At 56.0% G+C, this 20,080-nt stretch carries 19 protein-coding genes; 16 read left to right on the forward strand and 3 right to left on the reverse strand.

Features of this window, described 5'->3' with window-relative positions; all coding sequences use genetic code 11:
* Positions 1-60: 60 nt before the first annotated feature.
* From HX773_RS22560 to tatD, 9 genes are all read left to right on the forward strand, one after another.
* Positions 61-1,332: a tetratricopeptide repeat protein gene (locus HX773_RS22560; protein ID WP_176973395.1), complete on the forward strand. Its 1,272-nt coding sequence runs from the start codon at positions 61-63 to the stop codon at positions 1,330-1,332.
* Between the two features lie 202 nt (positions 1,333-1,534).
* Positions 1,535-3,046, forward strand: a complete 1,512-nt coding sequence (gene rmuC, locus HX773_RS22565; protein WP_176973396.1) for a DNA recombination protein RmuC — start codon at positions 1,535-1,537, stop codon at positions 3,044-3,046.
* Positions 3,047-3,121: 75 nt separating this feature from the next.
* Positions 3,122-3,880 (forward strand): bifunctional demethylmenaquinone methyltransferase/2-methoxy-6-polyprenyl-1,4-benzoquinol methylase UbiE, encoded by a 759-nt coding sequence (gene ubiE, locus HX773_RS22570; protein WP_008105805.1) that lies wholly within the window; start codon positions 3,122-3,124, stop codon positions 3,878-3,880.
* A 6-nt stretch (positions 3,881-3,886) separates the two neighbouring features.
* Complete coding sequence (locus HX773_RS22575) at positions 3,887-4,492, forward strand: SCP2 domain-containing protein (RefSeq protein WP_008105807.1); 606 nt, start codon at positions 3,887-3,889, stop codon at positions 4,490-4,492.
* A complete protein-coding gene (ubiB, locus tag HX773_RS22580) occupies positions 4,489-6,126 on the forward strand; it encodes a ubiquinone biosynthesis regulatory protein kinase UbiB (protein ID WP_176973397.1) in 1,638 nt (545 codons plus the stop codon). The genes HX773_RS22575 and ubiB overlap by 4 nt, the downstream gene beginning before the upstream one ends.
* A gap of 110 nt (positions 6,127-6,236) precedes the next feature.
* Positions 6,237-6,491 carry a Sec-independent protein translocase subunit TatA gene (gene tatA / locus HX773_RS22585; protein WP_008105810.1) on the forward strand — a complete coding sequence of 85 codons (255 nt, stop codon included), beginning with the start codon at positions 6,237-6,239 and terminating at the stop codon, positions 6,489-6,491.
* 2 nt (positions 6,492-6,493) lie between these two features.
* The gene (gene tatB / locus HX773_RS22590; RefSeq protein ID WP_176973398.1) at positions 6,494-7,021 is read left to right on the forward strand and encodes a Sec-independent protein translocase protein TatB; all 528 of its coding nucleotides are present in this window, start codon (positions 6,494-6,496) and stop codon (positions 7,019-7,021) included.
* 2 nt (positions 7,022-7,023) lie between these two features.
* Positions 7,024-7,782, forward strand: coding sequence for a Sec-independent protein translocase subunit TatC (gene tatC / locus HX773_RS22595; protein ID WP_176973399.1), 759 nt, complete (start codon positions 7,024-7,026; stop codon positions 7,780-7,782).
* An 84-nt stretch (positions 7,783-7,866) separates the two neighbouring features.
* Complete coding sequence (tatD, locus tag HX773_RS22600; protein ID WP_176973400.1) at positions 7,867-8,649, forward strand: 3'-5' ssDNA/RNA exonuclease TatD; 783 nt, start codon at positions 7,867-7,869, stop codon at positions 8,647-8,649.
* Here tatD and rfaH read toward each other — a convergent pair.
* Positions 8,646-9,134 carry a transcription/translation regulatory transformer protein RfaH gene (gene rfaH / locus HX773_RS22605; RefSeq protein ID WP_176973401.1) on the reverse strand — a complete coding sequence of 163 codons (489 nt, stop codon included), beginning with the start codon at positions 9,132-9,134 and terminating at the stop codon, positions 8,646-8,648. The genes tatD and rfaH overlap by 4 nt on opposite strands.
* Before the next feature lie 209 nt (positions 9,135-9,343).
* Here rfaH and pepE point away from each other — a divergent pair, with 209 nt between their 5' ends.
* The 3 genes from pepE to fre all read left to right on the forward strand — a co-directional run bounded on the left by pepE (position 9,344) and on the right by fre (position 12,374).
* Positions 9,344-10,075 carry a dipeptidase PepE gene (gene pepE / locus HX773_RS22610; protein ID WP_176973402.1) on the forward strand — a complete coding sequence of 244 codons (732 nt, stop codon included), beginning with the start codon at positions 9,344-9,346 and terminating at the stop codon, positions 10,073-10,075.
* 73 nt (positions 10,076-10,148) lie between these two features.
* The gene (gene ubiD, locus HX773_RS22615; RefSeq protein ID WP_176973403.1) at positions 10,149-11,633 is read left to right on the forward strand and encodes a 4-hydroxy-3-polyprenylbenzoate decarboxylase; all 1,485 of its coding nucleotides are present in this window, start codon (positions 10,149-10,151) and stop codon (positions 11,631-11,633) included.
* Between the two features lie 39 nt (positions 11,634-11,672).
* A complete protein-coding gene (gene fre / locus HX773_RS22620; RefSeq protein ID WP_008105825.1) occupies positions 11,673-12,374 on the forward strand; it encodes an NAD(P)H-flavin reductase in 702 nt (233 codons plus the stop codon).
* A gap of 118 nt (positions 12,375-12,492) precedes the next feature.
* On the opposite strand, the gene fadA is transcribed toward fre, so the two are convergent.
* Together fadA and fadB are read right to left on the reverse strand one after the other, a co-directional pair.
* On the reverse strand, positions 12,493-13,656 hold the full coding sequence (gene fadA, locus HX773_RS22625) for an acetyl-CoA C-acyltransferase FadA (RefSeq protein WP_176973404.1): 1,164 nt from the start codon (positions 13,654-13,656) through the stop codon (positions 12,493-12,495).
* Between the two features lie 10 nt (positions 13,657-13,666).
* Positions 13,667-15,850, reverse strand: a complete 2,184-nt coding sequence (gene fadB / locus HX773_RS22630) for a fatty acid oxidation complex subunit alpha FadB (protein WP_176973405.1) — start codon at positions 15,848-15,850, stop codon at positions 13,667-13,669.
* 186 nt (positions 15,851-16,036) lie between these two features.
* Between fadB and pepQ the strand changes: the two genes are divergently transcribed.
* Genes pepQ through hemG form a run of 4 tightly spaced genes read left to right on the forward strand, consistent with a single transcriptional unit; the run spans position 16,037 to position 20,018 of the window.
* Positions 16,037-17,368 (forward strand): Xaa-Pro dipeptidase, encoded by a 1,332-nt coding sequence (gene pepQ / locus HX773_RS22635; RefSeq protein ID WP_176973406.1) that lies wholly within the window; start codon positions 16,037-16,039, stop codon positions 17,366-17,368.
* Positions 17,368-17,985, forward strand: coding sequence for an IMPACT family protein (locus HX773_RS22640; protein ID WP_176973407.1), 618 nt, complete (start codon positions 17,368-17,370; stop codon positions 17,983-17,985). The genes pepQ and HX773_RS22640 overlap by 1 nt, the downstream gene beginning before the upstream one ends.
* 27 nt (positions 17,986-18,012) lie before the next feature.
* Positions 18,013-19,464, forward strand: a complete 1,452-nt coding sequence (gene trkH / locus HX773_RS22645; RefSeq protein ID WP_176973408.1) for a Trk system potassium transporter TrkH — start codon at positions 18,013-18,015, stop codon at positions 19,462-19,464.
* A gap of 17 nt (positions 19,465-19,481) precedes the next feature.
* Complete coding sequence (gene hemG, locus HX773_RS22650; RefSeq protein WP_176973409.1) at positions 19,482-20,018, forward strand: menaquinone-dependent protoporphyrinogen IX dehydrogenase; 537 nt, start codon at positions 19,482-19,484, stop codon at positions 20,016-20,018.
* Positions 20,019-20,080: the final 62 nt, after the last annotated feature.

The following is a 20,080-nucleotide window of genomic DNA, read 5'->3' on the forward strand; positions in this document are numbered from 1 at the left end:
AAACTCTGTAATTTCCTGATTAGAATGCGCGCAATTTCAGCAGCTACTGAGAAATTTCTTATGCGCAAAATGGTTTCTGTCTCACGTCCTAATTTCATGAATAATCCCGCTACTGCGCAATCACGCGTTGAAGGTGTAGCAGCGAGATTTCGCCAGGCGATGGCGGCAAATAACTATCCTCTTGCGCGTCAGTGCTGTGAAGAAGTGCTGCGCGTCTTGCCTAATCATATGCAGGTGCTGAGCGACTACGCGTTAACTCTAATGCGTGTGGGCGAGCACAAAAAATCCTATAAAATTTACCAGAAAATCTATCAGGCTCCGGCTGCGCAGCGTGCCCAGGCATCGGAAACCTGGCTGGATGGATTAACCGAAGTGTGCGGCTGGCTGAATAAAGAAGATGAAGTGGCGCGTTACGGCCTCGAATCGCTGCAGAAATCCGATGTGACCTTCAGTAAAGGGCCGAAAGTAGCGTTCCCTTCTGACACACCGCCGCCGATCAACCGCAGTAATCCGGCAGAAAATATCATCTCCTTTAGCCTGTATGGCGGCCAGCCACGCTACTGCGAAACCTTGATTAAAAACATCGAAGTGGCGCGCGAGCTCTATCCTGACTGGATCTGCCGCATCTATCTTGACGACAGCGTGCCGCAGCACGTCTGGCAGCGCCTGGCGCAGCCTAACACCCAACTGGTGGATATGTCGCACGAGAAAACCATCTTCCCAACGCTGTGGCGCTTCCTGGTGATGGACGATACCAGCGTCAAACGCTATATCGTGCGTGACGCGGATTCGCTGCTCTCCGAGCGTGAAGTGGTGGCGGTAGAAGCCTGGTTGAATTCGCCTTACTGGTTCCATCATATGCGCGATTACTTCTCGCATACCGAGCTGCTGCTGGCGGGCATGTGGGGCGGCTGCCACGGCGTGTTCCACAACGTTGAGCAGCAGATGCGTGACTTTATCGCGCAGTATGAAGGCAGCGAACGCTTTACCGATCAGTACTTCCTCAAAGTGGCGCTGTGGCCAACGGTACGTGAAAGCATCCTGAATCATGACGATATTTTCCGTTTCCATCAGGCGCAAGCGTGGCCGGCGCATCAGCCGATTCGCTGGCAAACCGACAGCTTCCACGTCGGCAGCAACGCCGGTTTTGCTAGCATGGCGGGCCAGATTGAAAACGCGAAAGAGGGTTGGCAGCAGGTTGAGATCACTTACGACGGTAAAAGCTGGACCTATCCGGCCAAAATCCAGAATGAAAAAGAGTGGGTGTTGCCAATGCCATTCTTCCTGATTGATGCATGGAAAGCCGGCGATCTAACCGTAAAAGCGCTTTAAGTAGAAAACGTTTTCCCTAAATAATTCGAGTCGCAGGAAGGCGGCAAGCGAGCGAATCCTCAGGAGCTTACATCAGTAAGTGACTGGGGTGAGAACGTGCAGCCAACGCATCTGCGGCTTGAAGTATGAAGGGAAAAAAATCTGGACATTCATACAGTAGAGCTCTACCTTTTCCCTCAGCGAGACGATCCGCGGGGGGATTATGGATCAGCAACTTATCATTTGCGGCGCGCTGGCGCTGGCCGGTTTGGGCATTGGCTGGATCATTGCTCAACTGCGCGCCGGCCATCAGCACGCCAGCTTCACCACCGAGCGTCGCCTGCTTGAAGAGGCGCAGCAGCGTCAACAGCAGCAGCTCGAACAGTTACAGCAGCAAATTCAGCAACGCGAACAGGAGATGCGCCAGCTTCACGGTGCGCTGAGCGGTGCGCAGGAACGTTTGCAACAGCTTGATTACTGGCGCGGCGAAAGTGAACAACTCAGCCGGGAACTGCGAAACCAGTTGGAAGTGAACAGCGCGCAGGAAGCCGAACTGCGGGAAGTGACCATTCGTCTTGAAGAGACACGCTACGGTGCAGAAGAGAAGCAGCGACTGCTGACCAACAGCGAACAGCGCCTCAGCGCGCAGTTTGAAAATCTCGCCAATCGCATCTTCGAAAACAGCGGACGGCGCGTCGATGAACAAAACCGTCAAAGCCTGAACAGCCTGATTGGTCCGCTGCGTGAACAGCTGGACGGTTTCCGCCGTCAGGTAACCGACAGCTTTGGCCTCGAAGCGCGAGAGCGTCACACGCTGACCCACGAAATTCGCCAGCTACAGCAACTCAACGCACAGATGGCGCAGGAAGCGGTCAATCTCACTAAAGCGCTGAAAGGCGACAATAAAATTCAGGGAAACTGGGGCGAAGTGGTGTTGGCCCGCGTGCTGGAAGCGTCGGGCCTGCGTGAAGGCTACGAATACCAAACGCAGGTTAGCGTGCAGCTGGAACAGCAGGGCAGGATGCAACCGGATGTGATCGTGCGTTTGCCGCAGGGTAAAGATGTGGTGATCGACGCCAAAATGACGCTGGTGGCCTACGAGCGCTACTTCAACGCCGACGATGAAGCCACGCGTGAGCAGGCGATTCAGGAACACGTTAGCGCCATGCGCGGACACATTCGCCTGCTGAGCCGTAAAGATTACCAACAATTGCCCGGTTTACGCTCTCTGGATTATGTGCTGATGTTTATCCCGGTGGAACCGGCGTTTCTTCTGGCGATCGATCGCCAGCCCGAGCTGATCAGCGAAGCGTTACAGCAGAACATCATGCTGGTCAGTCCCACCACCTTGCTGGTGGCGCTGCGTACTATCAATAATCTCTGGCGTTATGAGCATCAAAGCCGCAACGCACAGCGCATCGCCGATCGGGCAACGCGGCTGTACGACAAAATGCGGCTGTTTGTCGATGACATGAGCGGCATCGGCCACAATCTGGACAAAGCGCAGCAAAGCTATCATCAGGCGATGAAAAAGCTGTCAGAAGGGCGCGGCAATCTGATCGCGCAAAGTGAAGCCTTCCGCTCGCTTGGCGTGGAGATCAAACGCCCGATTAATCCGCAGCTGGTTGAACAAGCGCAGCCGGAAGAGGCGGATGAAGATTGGGCAGACGATCGCACCGAGGATGAAAACGTTGCAGATCCAACAACCGAGTCGCTGCGCCGCATCAACGAATAGCACGGTGGTCGCGTGCTCGTGTAGCGCGACTCTGATACACTTCGGCAAGAATTGTTTGTGGAACAGGTAAAACCGATGGCAGATGAATCACAGCAGGAAACTACCCATTTTGGCTTCCAGACCGTCGCGAAAAGCGAAAAGGCCGATAAAGTCGCGGACGTGTTTCACTCCGTCGCGGCAAAATATGACCTGATGAACGATTTGATGTCGTTTGGCATCCATCGTGTCTGGAAGCGTTTTACCATTGACAGCAGCGGCGTGCGCCGCGGTCAGCGCGTGTTGGATTTGGCGGGTGGTACCGGCGATCTCACGGCAAAATTCTCACGTCTGGTGGGCGAAACCGGCCAGGTTGTGCTGGCAGACATCAACAGCTCGATGCTGAAGATGGGCCGCGAAAAGCTGCGTAATCTCGGCGTGTCGGGCAATGTCAGCTATGTGCAGGCGAATGCCGAAGCGCTGCCGTTCCCGGATAACTACTTCGATTGCATCACCATCTCATTCGGCTTGCGTAACGTGACCGAAAAAGAGAAAGCGCTGGCATCGATGTTCCGCGTGCTGAAGCCAGGCGGACGTCTGCTGGTGCTGGAGTTCTCGAAGCCGCTGCTGGAGCCGCTCAGCAAAGCTTACGATACCTATTCATTCCACATTCTGCCGCGCATTGGTCAGCTGGTGGCGCAAGACGCTGAAAGCTATCGCTATCTGGCGGAGTCGATTCGTATGCATCCCGATCAGGAAACCCTGAAAGCGATGATGAACGATGCGGGCTTTGAAAATACCACCTACTTCAACATGACTGGCGGTATTGTCGCGCTGCATCGCGGATTTAAATTCTAATCCATCATGACTTTAACTCCTCTCATCACCGGCGGTCTTGAGACCGCCCTGAACCGTGTTCTTTATCGCGATCGCAGCCTGAAAGCCGCACGCCAGCGTTTGGCGGGCAAGGTATTGATGCTGCGTCTGCAAGAGCTCGATTTTCCTTTGGTGCTGGTGTTTAGCGAATCGCAACTCGATGTGCTGAGTGATTGGCAAGACAACAGCGACTGCACGGTGAGTTTGCGTGTCAGTACTTTGCCGAAACTGCGCGATCGCCAGCAGCTCACCAGCCTGATTCGTAGCGGTGAACTGGAGGTGGACGGCGATTTGCAGGTGGTACAGCAATTCTCCGCGCTGATGGATCTCGCCGAGCTGGATCCGGCGGAATATCTCGCGCCGTGGATTGGCGATATCGCCGCGCAAGGCGTAAGCCAGGCCGCACAGCAGGCGCTGAAATTCGTGCAGCAGCAGTTCACCCGCCGCCAGGATTATCTTGGTCAGGTGCTGACGGAAGAGTGGCGCGTTGCGCCGGGCGCACTGGAACTGGCATGGTTTTGCGAGGAAGTGGAAGCGATGGAACGTTCGCTCAATGCGTTTGAAACGCGTTTGGCACAGCTGGAGGCGAAATGACGCTGGGAGAAATTCGGCGCTTATACTTCATCATCAAGATCTTTCTGACTTACGGCCTTGATGAACTGATTCCCCGCATGCGCTTCACGCTGCTTTTACGCTTGTGGCGGCGCTGCATTTTCTGGATCCCTAACCAACATAAAGACGCTTCCGCCGGCGTGCGCATCCGTTTAGCGATGGAGCAGCTGGGTCCGGTGTGGATCAAATTCGGTCAAATGCTCTCCACGCGCCGCGATCTGTTCCCACCGGCGATTGCTGATGAACTGGCGGTGCTGCAGGACCGCGTTGCGCCATTTGATGGCGTGAAAGCCAAACAGCAGATTGAAAAGTCGATTGGCGGCCCGGTGGAAACCTGGTTTGAAGACTTCGATATTAAACCGCTGGCCTCGGCTTCTATCGCGCAGGTGCATACCGCGACGCTGAAATCCAACGGCCGCGCGGTGGTGATCAAAGTGATTCGTCCCGACATCCTGCCGGTGATCAGAGCCGATATGCGACTGATTTACCGCCTGGCGCGTTGGGTGCCGCGTTTGCTACCGGATGGTCGTCGTCTGCGTCCGGTGGAAGTGGTGCGCGATTACGAAAAGACCTTAATTGATGAGCTGAATCTGCTGCGTGAAGCGGCGAACGCCATCCAGCTGCGTCGTAACTTTGACCAAAGCCGCATGCTGTATGTGCCGGAAGTGTTCTCGGATTATTGCAGCGAATCGATGATGGTGATGGAGCGCATTTACGGTATTCCGATCTCGGATATCGCCACGCTGGAGCAGCACGGCGTCAACATGAAGCTGCTGGCCGAGCGCGGTGTGCAGGTGTTCTTCACTCAGGTGTTCCGCGACAGCTTCTTCCATGCCGATATGCATCCCGGCAATATCTTCGTCAGCTATGATCACCCAGAAGATCCGCAGTACATTGCTATCGACTGCGGTATTGTTGGCTCGCTAAATAAAGAAGATAAGCGCTATCTGGCGGAAAACTTCATCGCCTTCTTCAACCGTGATTACCGCAAAGTAGCGGAGTTGCATGTGGATTCAGGCTGGGTGCCGCCCGATACTAACGTCGAAGATTTCGAGTTTGCCATTCGTACCGTATGTGAGCCGATTTTTGAAAAGCCGCTGGCTGAGATTTCGTTTGGCCACGTGCTGCTGAACCTGTTCAACACCGCGCGTCGCTTCAATATGGAAGTGCAGCCGCAGCTGGTGCTGCTGCAGAAGACGTTGCTGTATATCGAAGGGATTGGCCGCCAGCTCTATCCGCAGCTTGACCTGTGGAAAACGGCTAAGCCGTTCCTCGAAGATTGGATCAAAGATCAGATTGGTATCCCGGCGATTTTGCGGGCGGTAAAAGAGAAAGCGCCGTACTGGGCGGAAAAACTGCCGGAGTTGCCGGAGCTATTTTACGACAGCATGCGCCAGCACAAATTATTGAAGCACAGCGTCGATAAACTCGTCACCGATTTAAACGTACAGCGAACACGCAATCATCAGGCGCGCTACCTGTTTGGTGTAGGCGCTACACTGTTATTAAGTGGCACCGCCGTGCTGTTAAGTCGACCGGATTGGGATTTCTTCCCGGCGCTATTAATGGCCGCTGGCATCGTCACCTGGCTTATTGGCTGGCGCAAGACAAACTGATTGTCTGCCTGGTTCAAATCGCGTAATGTCGCAAGCTAAAGCCCGAAATCATACGGGCTTTCTGTGCGTTACAGTCAACAGTTTTTCACAGAATATTAGAGGCATATCTCATGGGCGGTATCAGTATTTGGCAATTGTTAATCATTGCCGTCATTGTTGTTCTTCTGTTCGGTACCAACAAGCTTCGCAACCTGGGTTCGGATTTAGGATCTTCCATTCGCGGCTTCAAAAAAGCCATGGGCGATGAAGACGATAAAAAGGATCAACCGAAAGAGCAGGACGCTGACTTTAACGCCAAAACTCTGGCAGACAAACAGCAAACCACGGCGACTAAAGACGACGCCCGGAACGACAAGCAGGTATAACTGTGTTCGACATTGGTTTTAGTGAACTGGTATTGGTGTTCGTGATCGGGCTGATTGTGCTTGGCCCGCAACGATTACCGGTTGCGGTGAAAACCGTCGTCGGCTGGATCAGGGCCATTCGCTCGCTGGCCGCGAATGTACAAAACGAACTGGCGCAAGAGCTGAAACTGCAGGAATTGCAGGACAGCCTGAAAAAGGTGGAAGAAGCGGGCCGTGGCACGCTGTCACCCGAGCTGAAGGAGTCTATGGAAGAACTGCGTAAAACCGCCGACTCCATGAAGCGTTCGGTGCAGCAGAGTATCGATCTCGAAAAAGAGGAAGATGAAGCCAACACCATTCATCAGACTCCGCCAGCCGCCGTGCAGCCCGTGACTTCACCTGCAGTCACGCCTGCAGCAGCAGAACATCAAACCAGTGCGCCTGCACAGACTCCGCAGCCTACTGACGAAATCTCTGCAGCAGAAACGCCTCCCGTCGCCAGTGCCCCACCAGGCACCGCGAAGACTTCTCTCGTAAAAGATGAACGATAAACATGGCCGTTGAAGATACCCAACCGCTCATTAGCCATTTGATTGAGCTGCGCAAGCGTTTGTTGAATTGCATCATCGCTGTTTTAGTCATCTTTCTGTGTCTGGTCTACTTTGCGAATGATATTTACCATCTGGTCGCAGCACCGCTGATCAGCCAGATGCCGGCCGGGGCGAGCATGATCGCTACCGACGTGGCATCGCCATTCTTCACGCCCATCAAGCTGACCATTATCGTGTCGGTGTTTCTGGCCGTACCGGTGATTTTGTATCAGGTGTGGGCGTTTGTGGCGCCCGCGCTCTATCGCCACGAGCGTAAACTGGTGATGCCGCTGCTGTTCTCCAGTACGCTGCTGTTTTACGTCGGCGTGGCGTTTGCTTACTTCATCGTGTTCCCGCTGGCGTTTGGCTTCTTCGCCAAAACCGCGCCGCAAGGCGTGACCATCGCAACGGATATCACCAACTACCTCGACTTCGTCATGACGATTTTCATGGCCTTTGGCGTGGCGTTTGAGGTGCCGATTGCGATTGTGCTGCTGTGCTGGACCGGCATCACCTCGCCGGACGATCTGAGAAAAAAACGTCCATATATGTTGGTTGGCGCGTTCGTGGTTGGGATGTTGCTCACACCGCCGGATGTTTTCTCGCAAACTTTGCTCGCTATTCCGATGTACTGCCTGTTTGAAGTCGGCGTATTCTTCTCCCGCTACTATGTGGGTAAAGGACGTCAGTCTTCGGATGAGGAACACAACACCGAATCCTGATGTCCTTAATGCAGGGCATCCCGCAGCGCGCGGGAAGATGAATCTAAACCGCCCCGTTGGGCGGTTTTTTATTGGGGAGAAGACATGTTTGATATCGGTGTAAACCTGACCAGCACGCAATTCGCAAAAGATCGCGATCAGGTGGTAAAACGTGCGCGCGAAGCAGGCGTCACCGGCCTGTTGATTACCGGCACCAACGCGCTGGAGAGTCAGCAGGCGCGTCAGTTGGCGGCATTGCACGCGGGCTATTGCTGGTCAACCGCCGGCGTCCATCCGCATCATGCCAGTGAATGGTCGGCGGAAACCGCGAATACCTTGCGTCGCCTGGCGGAAAGTGAGCAGGTGGTCGCAATTGGCGAATGTGGCCTGGATTTCAATCGCAATCTTTCGGCCCACGATCAGCAGGAATACGCTTTCGATGCGCAGCTGGCATTGGCCGCTGAGCTGCAGCTGCCGGTGTTTTTGCATTGTCGTGAAGCGCACGATCGTTTTGTCGCAGTACTTGAGCCGTGGCTACCGAAGCTGGTTGGTGCAGTTGTGCACTGCTTTACCGGTACGCGTGACGAGCTGCAAGCGTGCCTGGCGCTGGGATTGTCGGTGGGCATTACCGGTTGGGTGTGCGACGAGCGTCGCGGTATGGAACTGCGTGAATTGCTGCCGCTGATTCCGGCTGAGCGCCTGTTACTGGAAACCGACGCTCCGTATTTACTGCCGCGCGATATGCATCCGCGTCCCACTTCGCGCCGCAATGAGCCGTGCTTCCTGCCGCATATTGTGCAGCAGGTGGCAAACTGGCGTGGCGAAGAGGCGGAAGCGCTGGGCGCGCAGGTTAATCTCAACGCGCGTCAGCTGTTTAAACTCGCTTAGAGTTTACGGAACTGTTTGTTATCCACGCTGCGCATGACCTGCTTGTTCAGCATGTTAAGCAGCAGAACAGAACGCGTTTCACCATCCGGCTCGGCAAAAATGGCGCGCAGCCCTTCGAAAGTGCCATCGGTGATGATCACTTCATCACCGCTCTGCGGGGTTTCCGGATCGAGCACGATCTGTGGCGCGTCGGTTTGCAGCGCTTCGATCACATCATTTGATACGGTGGCCGGCATGGTGCCAAAGCGCACGAAGTGGCTGACGCCGCGCGTGCTGCTGATGGTGGTGGTGTGAATCGCTTCGGGATCGAATTCGATAAACAGATAGTTGGGAAACAGCGGCTCACTCACGGTGGTGCGTTTACCGCGCACAATCTTCTCCAGAGCGATCATTGGGCTGAGGCAATTCACCTCTTGCCGCTCAAGATGCTCTTTCGCGCGCAACAGTTGTCCACGTTTGCAATAGAGTAAGTACCAGGATTCCATAACCGCTCCCAAATAATGGACGCTAAGAATATCAAATCAGTTGTCAGAGTTATAGCGCATCGGCGGGTGGAAACCGGGCGCTGAAAACAATTTCACTACGATTTATCCGATTGATGCGGCTTATTTACGCTTTCTTGCAAGAAAATTGACGGCTGGCGACCATCTGTATCAGACTCCATCCCCATCTTTCGATTGAAAAGGAGTGGCTGATGGAACTGTTCCTGTTGAGTAACGGCAAAGTGGCTGACGATGCGCCGCTGTTAGGTTACGCCCACCCGCAGCTGCATGCGATGATCGCCCAGCGCGGCATCACCTCGGCGGTGCTGGTGCCGTACGCGATTATTCGTGGCGATCATGCGCAGCGCGCGCAGGATTTATCCGCGTCGTTAGGCATTGACGTGCGCACCGTGCACGAGTTCGCATCGCCCGTTGCGGCGATTGAGCAAGCTGAGCTGATTCTGGTGAGCGGCGGAAATACCTGGTTCCTCAATCAAATGCTGCACGAGCACGGCTTGATCGTCGCTATCCAACGCGCGGTGCGCGAGCGTGATGTGCCGTACGTCGGCTGGAGCGCCGGTTGCAATGTGGCAACGCCTTCCATTCGCACCACCAATGATATGCCGGTGCGCAGCAGCGTAGTGTTGCCCGCGCTAGGCCTGTTCCCGGTGCAGATCAATCCGCATTATCTTGATGCGCATGTGAGCGGCCACATGGGTGAAACGCGTGACGAACGACTGGCCGAGTTCTGTGCCGTTAATCCGCATGAATCGGTGATTGCGCTGCGCGAAGCCAGCTTCCTGCACGTGAGCGAAAATCGCCTGCGTTACTACAGCGCACGCGGTGAAGACTTCAAAGTGTTCCGTCACGGCGAGCCGATTGCGGCTTATCACGATGTATTGGCGATTCAGTCGCTGGTGCCGTTTTCCTGTCAGCCTGCCTGACGCAAAACCTCAACATGTCAGCGTGAAACGCCCCTATAATGGCGTTTCACTCTGGCCGGAAAGCTAAAGCCGCATGAAATATCAGGATTTACGAGACTTCCTCGCATTGCTGGAACAGCGTGGCGAGTTAAAGCGCATCACTCAGGAGATCGATCCTGAGTTAGAGATGACTGAAATTGCCGACCGCACGCTGCGCGCCGGCGGCCCGGCGCTGCTGTTCGAAAACCCGAAAGGGTACGACATGCCGGTGCTGTGTAATCTGTTTGGCACACCAAAACGCGTGGCGATGGGCATGGGCCAGGAAGAGGTCAGTGCGCTGCGCGAAGTGGGCAAACTGCTGGCGTTCCTGAAAGAGCCGGAACCGCCAAAAGGCTTCCGCGATCTGTTCGATAAGATGCCGCAGTTCAAGCAAGTGCTGAACATGCCGACCAAGCGCCTGCGCAATGCGCCGTGCCAGGAAGAGATTTTCAGCGGCGATGAAGTCGATCTGTCGCGCATTCCGGTGATGAAATGCTGGCCGGGCGATGCTGCGCCGCTGATTACGTGGGGATTGACCGTCACGCGCGGCCCGCATAAAGAGCGACAAAATCTGGGTATCTATCGCCAGCAGGTGATCGGCAAGAACCGCGTGATTATGCGCTGGCTGTCGCATCGCGGCGGCGCGCTGGATTTCCAGGAGTGGTGTAAAGCGCATCCTGGCGAACGTTTCCCGGTGTCGGTAGCGCTGGGCGCCGATCCTGCCACCATCCTCGGCGCGGTGACGCCAGTACCGGATACGCTGTCGGAATACGCCTTTGCCGGTTTATTGCGTGGCAACAAAACCGAAGTGGTGAAGTGCATCTCTAACGAGCTTGAAGTGCCCGCCAGCGCAGAAATCGTGCTGGAAGGTTACATCGAGCCGGGCGATGTCGCGCCGGAAGGTCCGTACGGCGACCACACAGGCTACTACAATGAAGTAGACAGCTTCCCGGTGTTTACCGTGACGCACGTAACGCAACGTCGCAACCCGATTTATCATTCAACCTACACCGGACGTCCACCGGATGAACCGGCGGTGCTGGGCGTGGCGCTCAATGAAGTGCTGGTGCCGATTCTGATCAAGCAGTTCCCGGAGATCGTTGATTTCTATCTGCCGCCGGAAGGCTGCTCTTATCGCCTCGCGGTAGTGACGATCAAGAAACAGTACGCTGGTCATGCCAAGCGCGTGATGTTCGGCGTGTGGTCGTTCCTGCGTCAGTTCATGTACACCAAGTTCGTGATTGTGTGCGATGACGACGTCAACGCGCGCGACTGGAATGATGTGATTTGGGCGATCACCACGCGCATGGATCCGGCGCGCGATACGGTGCTGGTTGAGAACACGCCTATCGATTATCTCGACTTCGCCTCGCCGGTTTCTGGCTTAGGCTCGAAGATGGGACTTGATGCGACCAATAAGTGGCCGGGCGAAACCACGCGCGAGTGGGGCACGCCGATTGTGAAAGATCCGGCGGTGACCGCGCGCATTGACGCCATTTGGGATGAGTTAGCTATCTTTGCCGAGCCGCCGCAGCGCTAACGGCGGCAGACCAATTAGACCCGAAGAAAAAGGGAACGCATGACAACGTTAAGCTGCAAAGTGACTTCGGTTGAAGCGATTACGGACACGGTTTACCGCGTTCGTTTAATTCCGGCTGCGGATTTTAACTTCCGCGCAGGACAGTATTTGATGGTGGTGATGGATGAGCGCGATAAGCGCCCGTTTTCACTGGCTTCTACGCCAATGGAAAAGGACATCATTGAGCTGCACATCGGCGCGTCGGATCTCAATCTCTACGCGATGGCGGTGATGGACCGCATCAAGAACGATCGCCAGATTACGGTTGATATGCCGCACGGCGATGCCTGGCTGCGTGAAGATAGTGAGCGTCCGATCATTTTGATCGCGGGCGGCACCGGCTTCTCCTATGCGCGTTCTATTCTGCTGACCGCGCTGGCACAGAAACCCGATCGCGAGATCGCGATTTACTGGGGCGGCCGTGAGTTGATGCATCTGTACGATCTGGATGAGCTGAATGCGCTGGCGGTGAAGCATCCGAATCTGAAAGTGATCCCGGTGGTTGAACAACCGGCGGATGACTGGACCGGACGCAGCGGCACGGTGCTGACGGCGGTGATGCAGGATTTCGCGTCGCTTAGCGAGCACGATATCTATATTGCCGGTCGTTTTGAGATGGCGAAGATTGCGCGTGAGCGTTTCTGCGCCGAGCGCGGTGCGCTGGAAGCGCAGATGTTTGGCGATGCGTTTGCGTTTATTTAAGGTCAATAGAACGCGATAAATCGCGTCGCTACGACAATGTGCAGGGATTCGTAGCGGCGCAATTTATTGCGCAAAAAAGCCCGCCCGAAAGGGCGGGAACACGTGCAACATTAACGTATTAAACCCGTTCGAACACCGTGGCGATGCCCTGGCCTAAGCCAATGCACATGGTCGCCAGACCAAATTGCGCATCGCGACGTTCCATCAGATTCAGCAGCGTGGTACTGATACGCGCGCCGGAACATCCCAGCGGATGACCGAGCGCAATCGCGCCCCCATTCAAATTTACTTTCTCATCCAACTGTTCCAGCAAGCCCATGTCTTTGATGCACGGCAGCGCCTGTGCGGCAAAAGCCTCGTTGAACTCAAACAGGTCGATATCCTGCACGCTCAATCCCGCTCGCTTGAGCGCCAGCTTGCTGGCGGGAACCGGACCGTAACCCATAATCGACGGATCGCAGCCCACCACCGCCATGCTGCGAATGCGCGCGCGCGGTGTCAGACCGAGTTCGCGTGCGCGGCTTTCGCTCATGATCAACATTGCGGCTGCGCCGTCGGAGAGCGCGGATGAGCTGCCTGCGGTCACGGTGCCGTTGACCGGATCGAACGCCGGGCGCAGCGCAGCCAATCCTTCGAGGCTGGTCTCTTCGCGAATCACTTCGTCGCTCTCAAAACGTTTCAACACGCCGTCGGCGTCGTGGCCGTAGGTCGCCACAATTTCACGCTTGAAGTCGCTGCGCTGGGTTGCTGCCCAGGCGCGCTGGTGCGAACGCAGCGCAAAAGCATCCTGCTGCTCACGCGTGATGTGATGCATGCGCGCCAGCATCTCGGCGGTTAACCCCATCATGCCCGCCGCTTTTGCCACCGTGCGACCAAGGCCCGGATGGAAATCCACGCCGTGGCTCATCGGCACGTGGCCCATATGTTCTACGCCGCCAATCAGGCAGCTGTGCGCATCGCCAACCATAATCGCGCGCGCCGCGTCGTGCAGCGCCTGCATCGAGGAACCGCACAGGCGGTTGACGGTGCTGGCAGGCACGCGATGCGGGATCTCCGCCAGCAGCGCGGCGTTACGTGCAATGTTGAAGCCTTGCTCCAGCGTCTGCTGCACGCAGCCCCAGATAATGTCGTCCAGCGTGGCGGGATCGACTGCCGGGTTGCGGCTCAGCAGCTCGCGCATCAAATGCGCCGAGAGATCTTCCGCCCGCACCTGACGAAACGCGCCGCCTTTGGAGCGGCCCATCGGCGTGCGAACCGCATCAACAATTACCACTTTTTCCATTTTCATTACCTCAGGCACTTTGCAGCGCCGCTTCGTCAATCGGTTGCACCGCGGGATACCAGCTCTGATGCTGATGGGCTTTTTGCAACAGCAGCTCCGGCAGCGCGTACAGCGGGCCGAGCGCGGTATAACGTTTGGCCTGATCGACCACGTTGCTGTTGCCCAGCGTATCCATGTAGCGGAACGCGCCGCCACGGAACGGCGGGAAGCCTAAACCGTACACCAGCGCCATATCAGCTTCGGCCGGTGAAGCGATGATCTTCTCTTCGAGGCAGCGCACCACTTCGTTGAGCATCGGCAGCATCATGCGGTTGGCGATCTCGTCATCGCTGAACACGCGCTTCGGCTGGCAAATCGGTTCCAGCAGCGCATCGACAGCCGCATCGGCTCTCTTCTGCGCTTTGCCTTTTTTATCCTGCTCCCAGCGGTAAAAGCCCTGACCGTTTTTCTGGCCGTAACGTTTGGCTTCAAACAGCACGTCGATCGCGTCGCGATAATCTTTCTGCATGCGAGACGGGAAGCCTTGCGCCATCACGTGCTGAGCGTGATGCGCGGTATCAATGCCGACCACATCCAGCAGCCACGCTGGGCCCATCGGCCAGCCGAACTGTTTTTCCATCACTTTATCGACCTGACGGAAATCCGCGCCGTCGCGCAGCAGCAGGCTGAAGGCGGCGAAGTAGGGGAACAGCACGCGATTCACAAAGAAGCCGGGACAGTCATTCACTACAATCGGCGTCTTGCCCATTTTGCTCGCCCAAGCCACCACTTTGCTGAGGGTCGCTTCTGAAGTTTTCTCACCGCGAATCACTTCAACCAGCGGCATACGCGGTACCGGATTGAAGAAGTGCATGCCGCAGAAGTTTTCCGGACGTTTCAGGGCTTGCGCCAGCTGGCTGATCGGAATGGTTGAGGTGTTGGAGGCGAGAATGGCATCCTCGCGCAGATGCTGCTCGGTCTCTGCCAACACTTTGGCTTTGATCTGCGGATTTTCAACTACCGCTTCTACTACCACGTCGGTACGTTCAAATCCGGCGTAATCCAACGTGGGCTGAATGGTGGTGAGTACGCTCGCCAGTTTCGCGCCGTCAATTTTACCGCGCTCCAGCTGTTTGTTCAGCAGCTTGCTGGCTTCAGTCATGCCCAGCGTTAACGCCTGCGGATTGATATCTTTCATCATCACCGGCACGCCTTTCCATGCCGATTGATAGGCAATGCCGCCGCCCATAATGCCTGCGCCCAATACTGCGGCTTGCTGCGGCGCACCGGCCGCACTGCTGTGTTTTTTCGCCAGGCCTTTGACGTACTGATCGTTCAGGAAGATACCGACCAGCGCGCGCGCCACGTCGCTCTGCGCCAGCGGCACAAACGCGGCGGTTTCCAGCTTCAGCGCATCATCACGTCCGAGGCTGGCGGCGGCTTCAATGGTTTTCACGGCGGTAATGGGTGCCGGATAGTGTTTGCCGGCGGTTTGCAGCACCATGCTTTTGGCGATGGTGAAGCTCATGGCGGCTTCAATCGGGCTGAGTTTCAGCGGTGCCAGCTTCGGCGCGCGGCGAGCCTGCCAGTTGCCCTGCACGATGGCGTCCTGCAATACGGTCAGCGCGGCGGCACGTAATGTGTCGCTGCTGACCACCGCATCCACCAAACCGAGTTTCAGGGCGCTGTTGCCATCAACATCTTTACCGGCGGCGATGATCTCCATCGCGCTATCGGCGCCAAGCAGGCGCGGCAAACGTACGCTGCCGCCAAAGCCCGGCATGATGCCCAGTTTGGTTTCCGGCAGGCCGATGCGTGCGGTAGGCGTGGCAATGCGGAAGTCGGTCGCCAGTATGCATTCACAGCCGCCACCCAGCGCATAGCCGTCGATGGCGGTCACGGTCGGCACCGGCAAATCCTCTAAACGGTTGAAGATGCTGTTGGCAAATGCCAGCCACTGGCTCAGCTTCTCTTGTGGCGCATCAAACAGCGACAGGAATTCTGTGATGTCGGCACCGACGATAAATGCCGGTTTGGCCGACGTGAGCAACAGGCCGCGCAGCGCGGGTTGCTGTTCCAATACGCTTAATGCCTCGCCCAATGAGGCAACGGTTTTGGTATCGAGTTTGTTCACCGAACCGGGCGCATCGAAAACCAGCTCGGCGATGCCGTCGTCAAGCCAGTGAACTGAAAGGGTATCGCCTTGGTAGAGCATGTCCGTCTCCTGAAACCGCGAAAGTTGATCTGGTCATACCAGATGAGTTGGAGTGTGAGTGTGATGTTAATTATTTGCAAACGAGAGTTTGATTATTTGATACAACGATCACAGCGCGCGCAGCACGGCATCGCTAACACGGCTGTGCTACACTGCGGCCACTTTCGCGACATCGGAGACAAGTCCATGGATTCACTGAAAACCCTGTATCACGCGCACATCAATACGCTGCAGCAGCGAGCGCAGCAGGTGCTGGCTCGCTTTAAGCTTGATGCCATGCTGATTCATTCCGGCGAGCTGCTGACCGTTTTTCTCGACGATCACGACTATCCGTTTAAGGTGAATCCCCAGTTCAAAGCGTGGGTGCCGGTGACGCAGGTGCCAAACTGCTGGTTATGGATTGATGGCGTGAATAAACCCAAGCTGTGGTTCTATTCGCCGGTTGATTACTGGCACAACGTTGAGCCGCTGCCAAACAGCTTCTGGACCAACGATGTGGATGTGATTGGCCTGAAGAGTGCCGATGAGATCGCGCAGCTGTTGCCTGCACAGCGCGAGAACGTGGCCTATATCGGTCCGGTGCCGTCACGCGCTTCCCAGCTCGGCATTAACAGCGAGCAGGTGAACCCGAAAGGCGTGATCGATTTCCTGCATTATCATCGCAGTATCAAAACCGAGTATGAACTGGCGTGCATGCGTGAAGCGCAGAAGCTGGCGGTGGCGGGCCATCGCGCTGCCAAAGAGGCGTTCTTCTCTGGCATGAGCGAGTTCGATATCAATATCGCCTATCTGACCGCAACCGGCCATCGCGATACCGATGTGCCTTATGGCAACATCATCGCGCTCAATGAACATGCCGCGGTGCTGCACTACACCAAACTGGATCATCAGCCGCCGGCCAAACGTCACAGCTTCCTGATTGACGCCGGTGCAGAGTATCTCGGTTACGCCGCTGACCTGACGCGCAGCTACGCGGCGCAGAGCAAATCGCGCTATGCCGAAATGGTTGCGGCGATGAACAAGGAAGAGCTGGCGCTAATCGCCACCTTGAAAGCCGGCGTGCGCTATACCGATTATCATCTGCAGATGCATCAGCGTATTGCGCGTCTGCTGCTGAAGTTCGAGCTGGTGAAAGGCCTGACTGAAGAGACGCTGGTGGCGGAAGATTTAACCGGACCGTTTATGCCGCACGGCCTCGGACATCCGCTCGGCCTGCAGGTGCACGATGTGGCTGGCTTTATGCAGGATGACAACGGCACGCATCTGGCGGCACCGTCGCAGTATCCGTATCTGCGATGTACGCGCGTGCTGGAACCAGGCATGGTGCTGACTATCGAACCGGGCTTCTATATTATCGATTCGCTGCTGGCGAAGCTGCGCGGCGGTAAGTTCAGCCAATACTTTGACTGGGCGGCAATCGATGCACTGAAACCGTACGGCGGTATTCGTATCGAGGATAACGTGGTGGTTCACGCTAATCGCATTGAAAACATGACGCGCGATCTGCACCTTGCCTGATGGATGCTTACGACATTCCCGCTGAGGCCGTGAGTCTCAGCGAGGAAACCATCAAGAAAAGCCGCTTCATCACCTTGCTGGCGCACACGGCCGGCGTGGAAGCGGCGCGCGTGTTTGTGCAGCAGGTGAAGCAGGAACATCCCACCGCGCGGCATCACTGCTGGGCGTGGGTGGCGGGTGCGCCGGATGATTCGCAGCAGTTGGGTTTTTCCGATGATGGCGAACCTTCTGGCACCGCAGGCAAACCGATGCTGGCCCAGCTGATGGGCAGCGGCGTCGGTGAGATCACTGCGGTGGTGGTGCGTTATTATGGCGGCATCATGCTTGGCACCGGCGGACTGGTAAAAGCTTATGGCGGCGGCGTGCAGCAAGGGCTGAAGCAACTGGCGCGTCAGCGTAAAGTGCCGATGGAATCTTTTACTCTGCACTGCGATTACGCCCAACTCAGCGACATCGAGCGCCTGCTGCAACGTTTTGACGGCATTATAGAAGAGAGCCATTATCAGGATCGTATTGCGCTGCGTTTAGCGTTGCCGCATGCGCAGATTGATGGCTTTCGCCAAAACCTCTCTGATTACAGCCGGGGCGCGCTGACGCTCATCCCGCTGACAAACTAAAAGCTTCTGTTTAAAGGAAACGGCTGAATGCATTTTCGCGCCATTACCCGCATCGTGGGCCTGCTGGTGATTCTTTTCTCGGTGACCATGATTTTACCGGGCCTCGTCGCTTTGATTTACCGTGATGGTGCCGGGCGCGCGTTCAGTCAGACCTTTATGATGGCGATCGTTATCGGTTCGCTGCTGTGGTGGCCAAACCGCAAGCAGAAAACCGAACTCAAGCCGCGCGAAGGCTTCCTCATCGTGGTGCTTTTCTGGACCGTGCTGGGCAGCGTCGGTGCGATGCCGTTTATCTTCGCCGAACAGCCGCATCTTTCAATCACCGATGCGTTCTTTGAATCCTTCTCTGGCCTCACTACCACCGGCGCTACTACGCTGGTGGGACTGGATACGCTGCCGAAAGCGATTCTGTTCTATCGTCAGATGCTGCAGTGGCTCGGCGGGATGGGGATCATTGTGCTGGCGGTGGCGATTCTGCCCATTCTGGGCGTGGGCGGGATGCAGCTCTATCGCGCTGAAATGCCGGGGCCGCTGAAAGATAATAAGATGCGCCCGCGTATTGCGGAAACAGCTAAAACACTGTGGCTGATCTACGTGTTGCTCACCGTGGCGTGCGCGCTGGCGCTGTGGCTGGCAGGCATGCCGATGTTTGATGCTATCGGCCATAGCTTCTCGACAATCGCGATTGGCGGGTTCTCAACCCATGATGCCAGCATCGGCTACTTTAATAGCCCAACCATCAACACCATCGTCGCGGTATTTCTGCTGATCTCGGGCTGTAACTACGGCCTGCACTTCTCTTTATTAAGTGGTCGCAACCTGAAAGTGTACTGGCGCGATCCCGAATTCCGCATGTTTATTGGCGTACAACTGACCTTAGTGCTGATCTGTACCATAGTGTTGTGGTTCCACAATGTATACGCCAGCGGCTGGCAAACGCTGAATCAGGCGTTTTTCCAGGTGGTATCAATGGCGACCACGGCCGGTTTTACTACCGACAGCATTGCGCGCTGGCCGCTGTTCCTGCCGGTGCTGTTGCTGTGCTCAGCCTTTATTGGCGGCATGGCGGGTTCAACCGGCGGCGGTTTGAAGGTGATCCGCATTCTTCTGCTGTTCAAGCAGGGTTCGCGTGAGCTGAAGCGATTGGTGCACCCGAACGCGGTTTACACCATCAAGCTGGGTAACCGCGCGCTGCCGGAACGTATCCTCGAAGCGGTATGGGGTTTTTTCTCAGCTTATGCGCTGGTGTTCCTGCTCAGCATGTTGGCGATCATCGCCACCGGCGTGGATGACTTCTCTGCTTTTGCTGCCGTGGCCGCGACCCTGAATAACCTCGGGCCCGGTTTGGGTGTGGTGGCAGACAACTTCACTTCAATGAATGATGTCGCGAAGTGGATTTTGATTTTGACCATGCTGTTTGGACGCCTTGAAGTGTTCACGCTGCTGGTGCTGTTCACGCCGACCTTCTGGCGCGAATAATAAAATAGGATTGAGTAATGAAAGCGTTGATTCTGTATTCCAGCCGCGATGGACAAACCCGTGACATTGCCGCGCGCATTGCGCAGACGTTAGTGCCGCATCAGCTATGCGATGTGATCGATTTACTGGAGGCGCAGCAGATTGATTGGTTGCAGTACGATCGCGTGCTGATTGGTGCTTCGATCCGCTATGGCCATTTCAATCCGGCGTTGCTGAAATTTGTCACCCAGCACAAAGCACAACTGCTGCAGCGGGTGAGCGGCTTCTTTAGTGTCAACCTGACGGCGCGCAAAGCAGATAAGTGTACGCCAGAGACCAATGCGTACACGCGCAAGTTCCTGGAACAGTCACCGTGGCAACCCGATTGCTGTGCGGTTTTCGCCGGGGCGTTGCGTTATCCGCGTTATCGCTGGTTTGATCGCGTCATGATTCAATTCATTATGCGTATGACCGGCGGGGAAACCGATACATCGAAAGAAGTTGAATACACTGATTGGAATAAAGTGGCGCTTTTTGCCCAGGATTTTGCGCAGTTACCAGGCAAATCGTTGTGAAATACAGCGTTGTGGCGAAATTTAGGTCGAACAGTAATTTATTTGCAATTAACCCTTGTCAG

The sequence above is a fragment of the Pantoea sp. B9002 genome (assembly GCF_013385945.1).
Taxonomy (GTDB): Bacteria; Pseudomonadota; Gammaproteobacteria; order Enterobacterales; family Enterobacteriaceae; genus Pantoea.

Coding starts and splice junctions, on each gene's coding strand:
- pepQ (WP_176973406.1), top strand. CDS start 16,037: ATGGATTCACTGAAAACCCTGTATCACGCGCACATCAATACGCTGCAG.
- ubiD (WP_176973403.1), top strand. CDS start 10,149: ATGAAATATCAGGATTTACGAGACTTCCTCGCATTGCTGGAACAGCGT.
- tatD (WP_176973400.1), top strand. CDS start 7,867: ATGTTTGATATCGGTGTAAACCTGACCAGCACGCAATTCGCAAAAGAT.
- tatA (WP_008105810.1), top strand. CDS start 6,237: ATGGGCGGTATCAGTATTTGGCAATTGTTAATCATTGCCGTCATTGTT.
- HX773_RS22560 (WP_176973395.1), top strand. CDS start 61: ATGCGCAAAATGGTTTCTGTCTCACGTCCTAATTTCATGAATAATCCC.
- hemG (WP_176973409.1), top strand. CDS start 19,482: ATGAAAGCGTTGATTCTGTATTCCAGCCGCGATGGACAAACCCGTGAC.
- ubiB (WP_176973397.1), top strand. CDS start 4,489: ATGACGCTGGGAGAAATTCGGCGCTTATACTTCATCATCAAGATCTTT.
- rmuC (WP_176973396.1), top strand. CDS start 1,535: ATGGATCAGCAACTTATCATTTGCGGCGCGCTGGCGCTGGCCGGTTTG.
- rfaH (WP_176973401.1), bottom strand. CDS start 9,134: ATGGAATCCTGGTACTTACTCTATTGCAAACGTGGACAACTGTTGCGC.
- HX773_RS22640 (WP_176973407.1), top strand. CDS start 17,368: ATGGATGCTTACGACATTCCCGCTGAGGCCGTGAGTCTCAGCGAGGAA.
- HX773_RS22575 (WP_008105807.1), top strand. CDS start 3,887: ATGACTTTAACTCCTCTCATCACCGGCGGTCTTGAGACCGCCCTGAAC.
- fadA (WP_176973404.1), bottom strand. CDS start 13,656: ATGGAAAAAGTGGTAATTGTTGATGCGGTTCGCACGCCGATGGGCCGC.
- trkH (WP_176973408.1), top strand. CDS start 18,013: ATGCATTTTCGCGCCATTACCCGCATCGTGGGCCTGCTGGTGATTCTT.
- tatC (WP_176973399.1), top strand. CDS start 7,024: ATGGCCGTTGAAGATACCCAACCGCTCATTAGCCATTTGATTGAGCTG.
- pepE (WP_176973402.1), top strand. CDS start 9,344: ATGGAACTGTTCCTGTTGAGTAACGGCAAAGTGGCTGACGATGCGCCG.
- ubiE (WP_008105805.1), top strand. CDS start 3,122: ATGGCAGATGAATCACAGCAGGAAACTACCCATTTTGGCTTCCAGACC.
- fre (WP_008105825.1), top strand. CDS start 11,673: ATGACAACGTTAAGCTGCAAAGTGACTTCGGTTGAAGCGATTACGGAC.
- fadB (WP_176973405.1), bottom strand. CDS start 15,850: ATGCTCTACCAAGGCGATACCCTTTCAGTTCACTGGCTTGACGACGGC.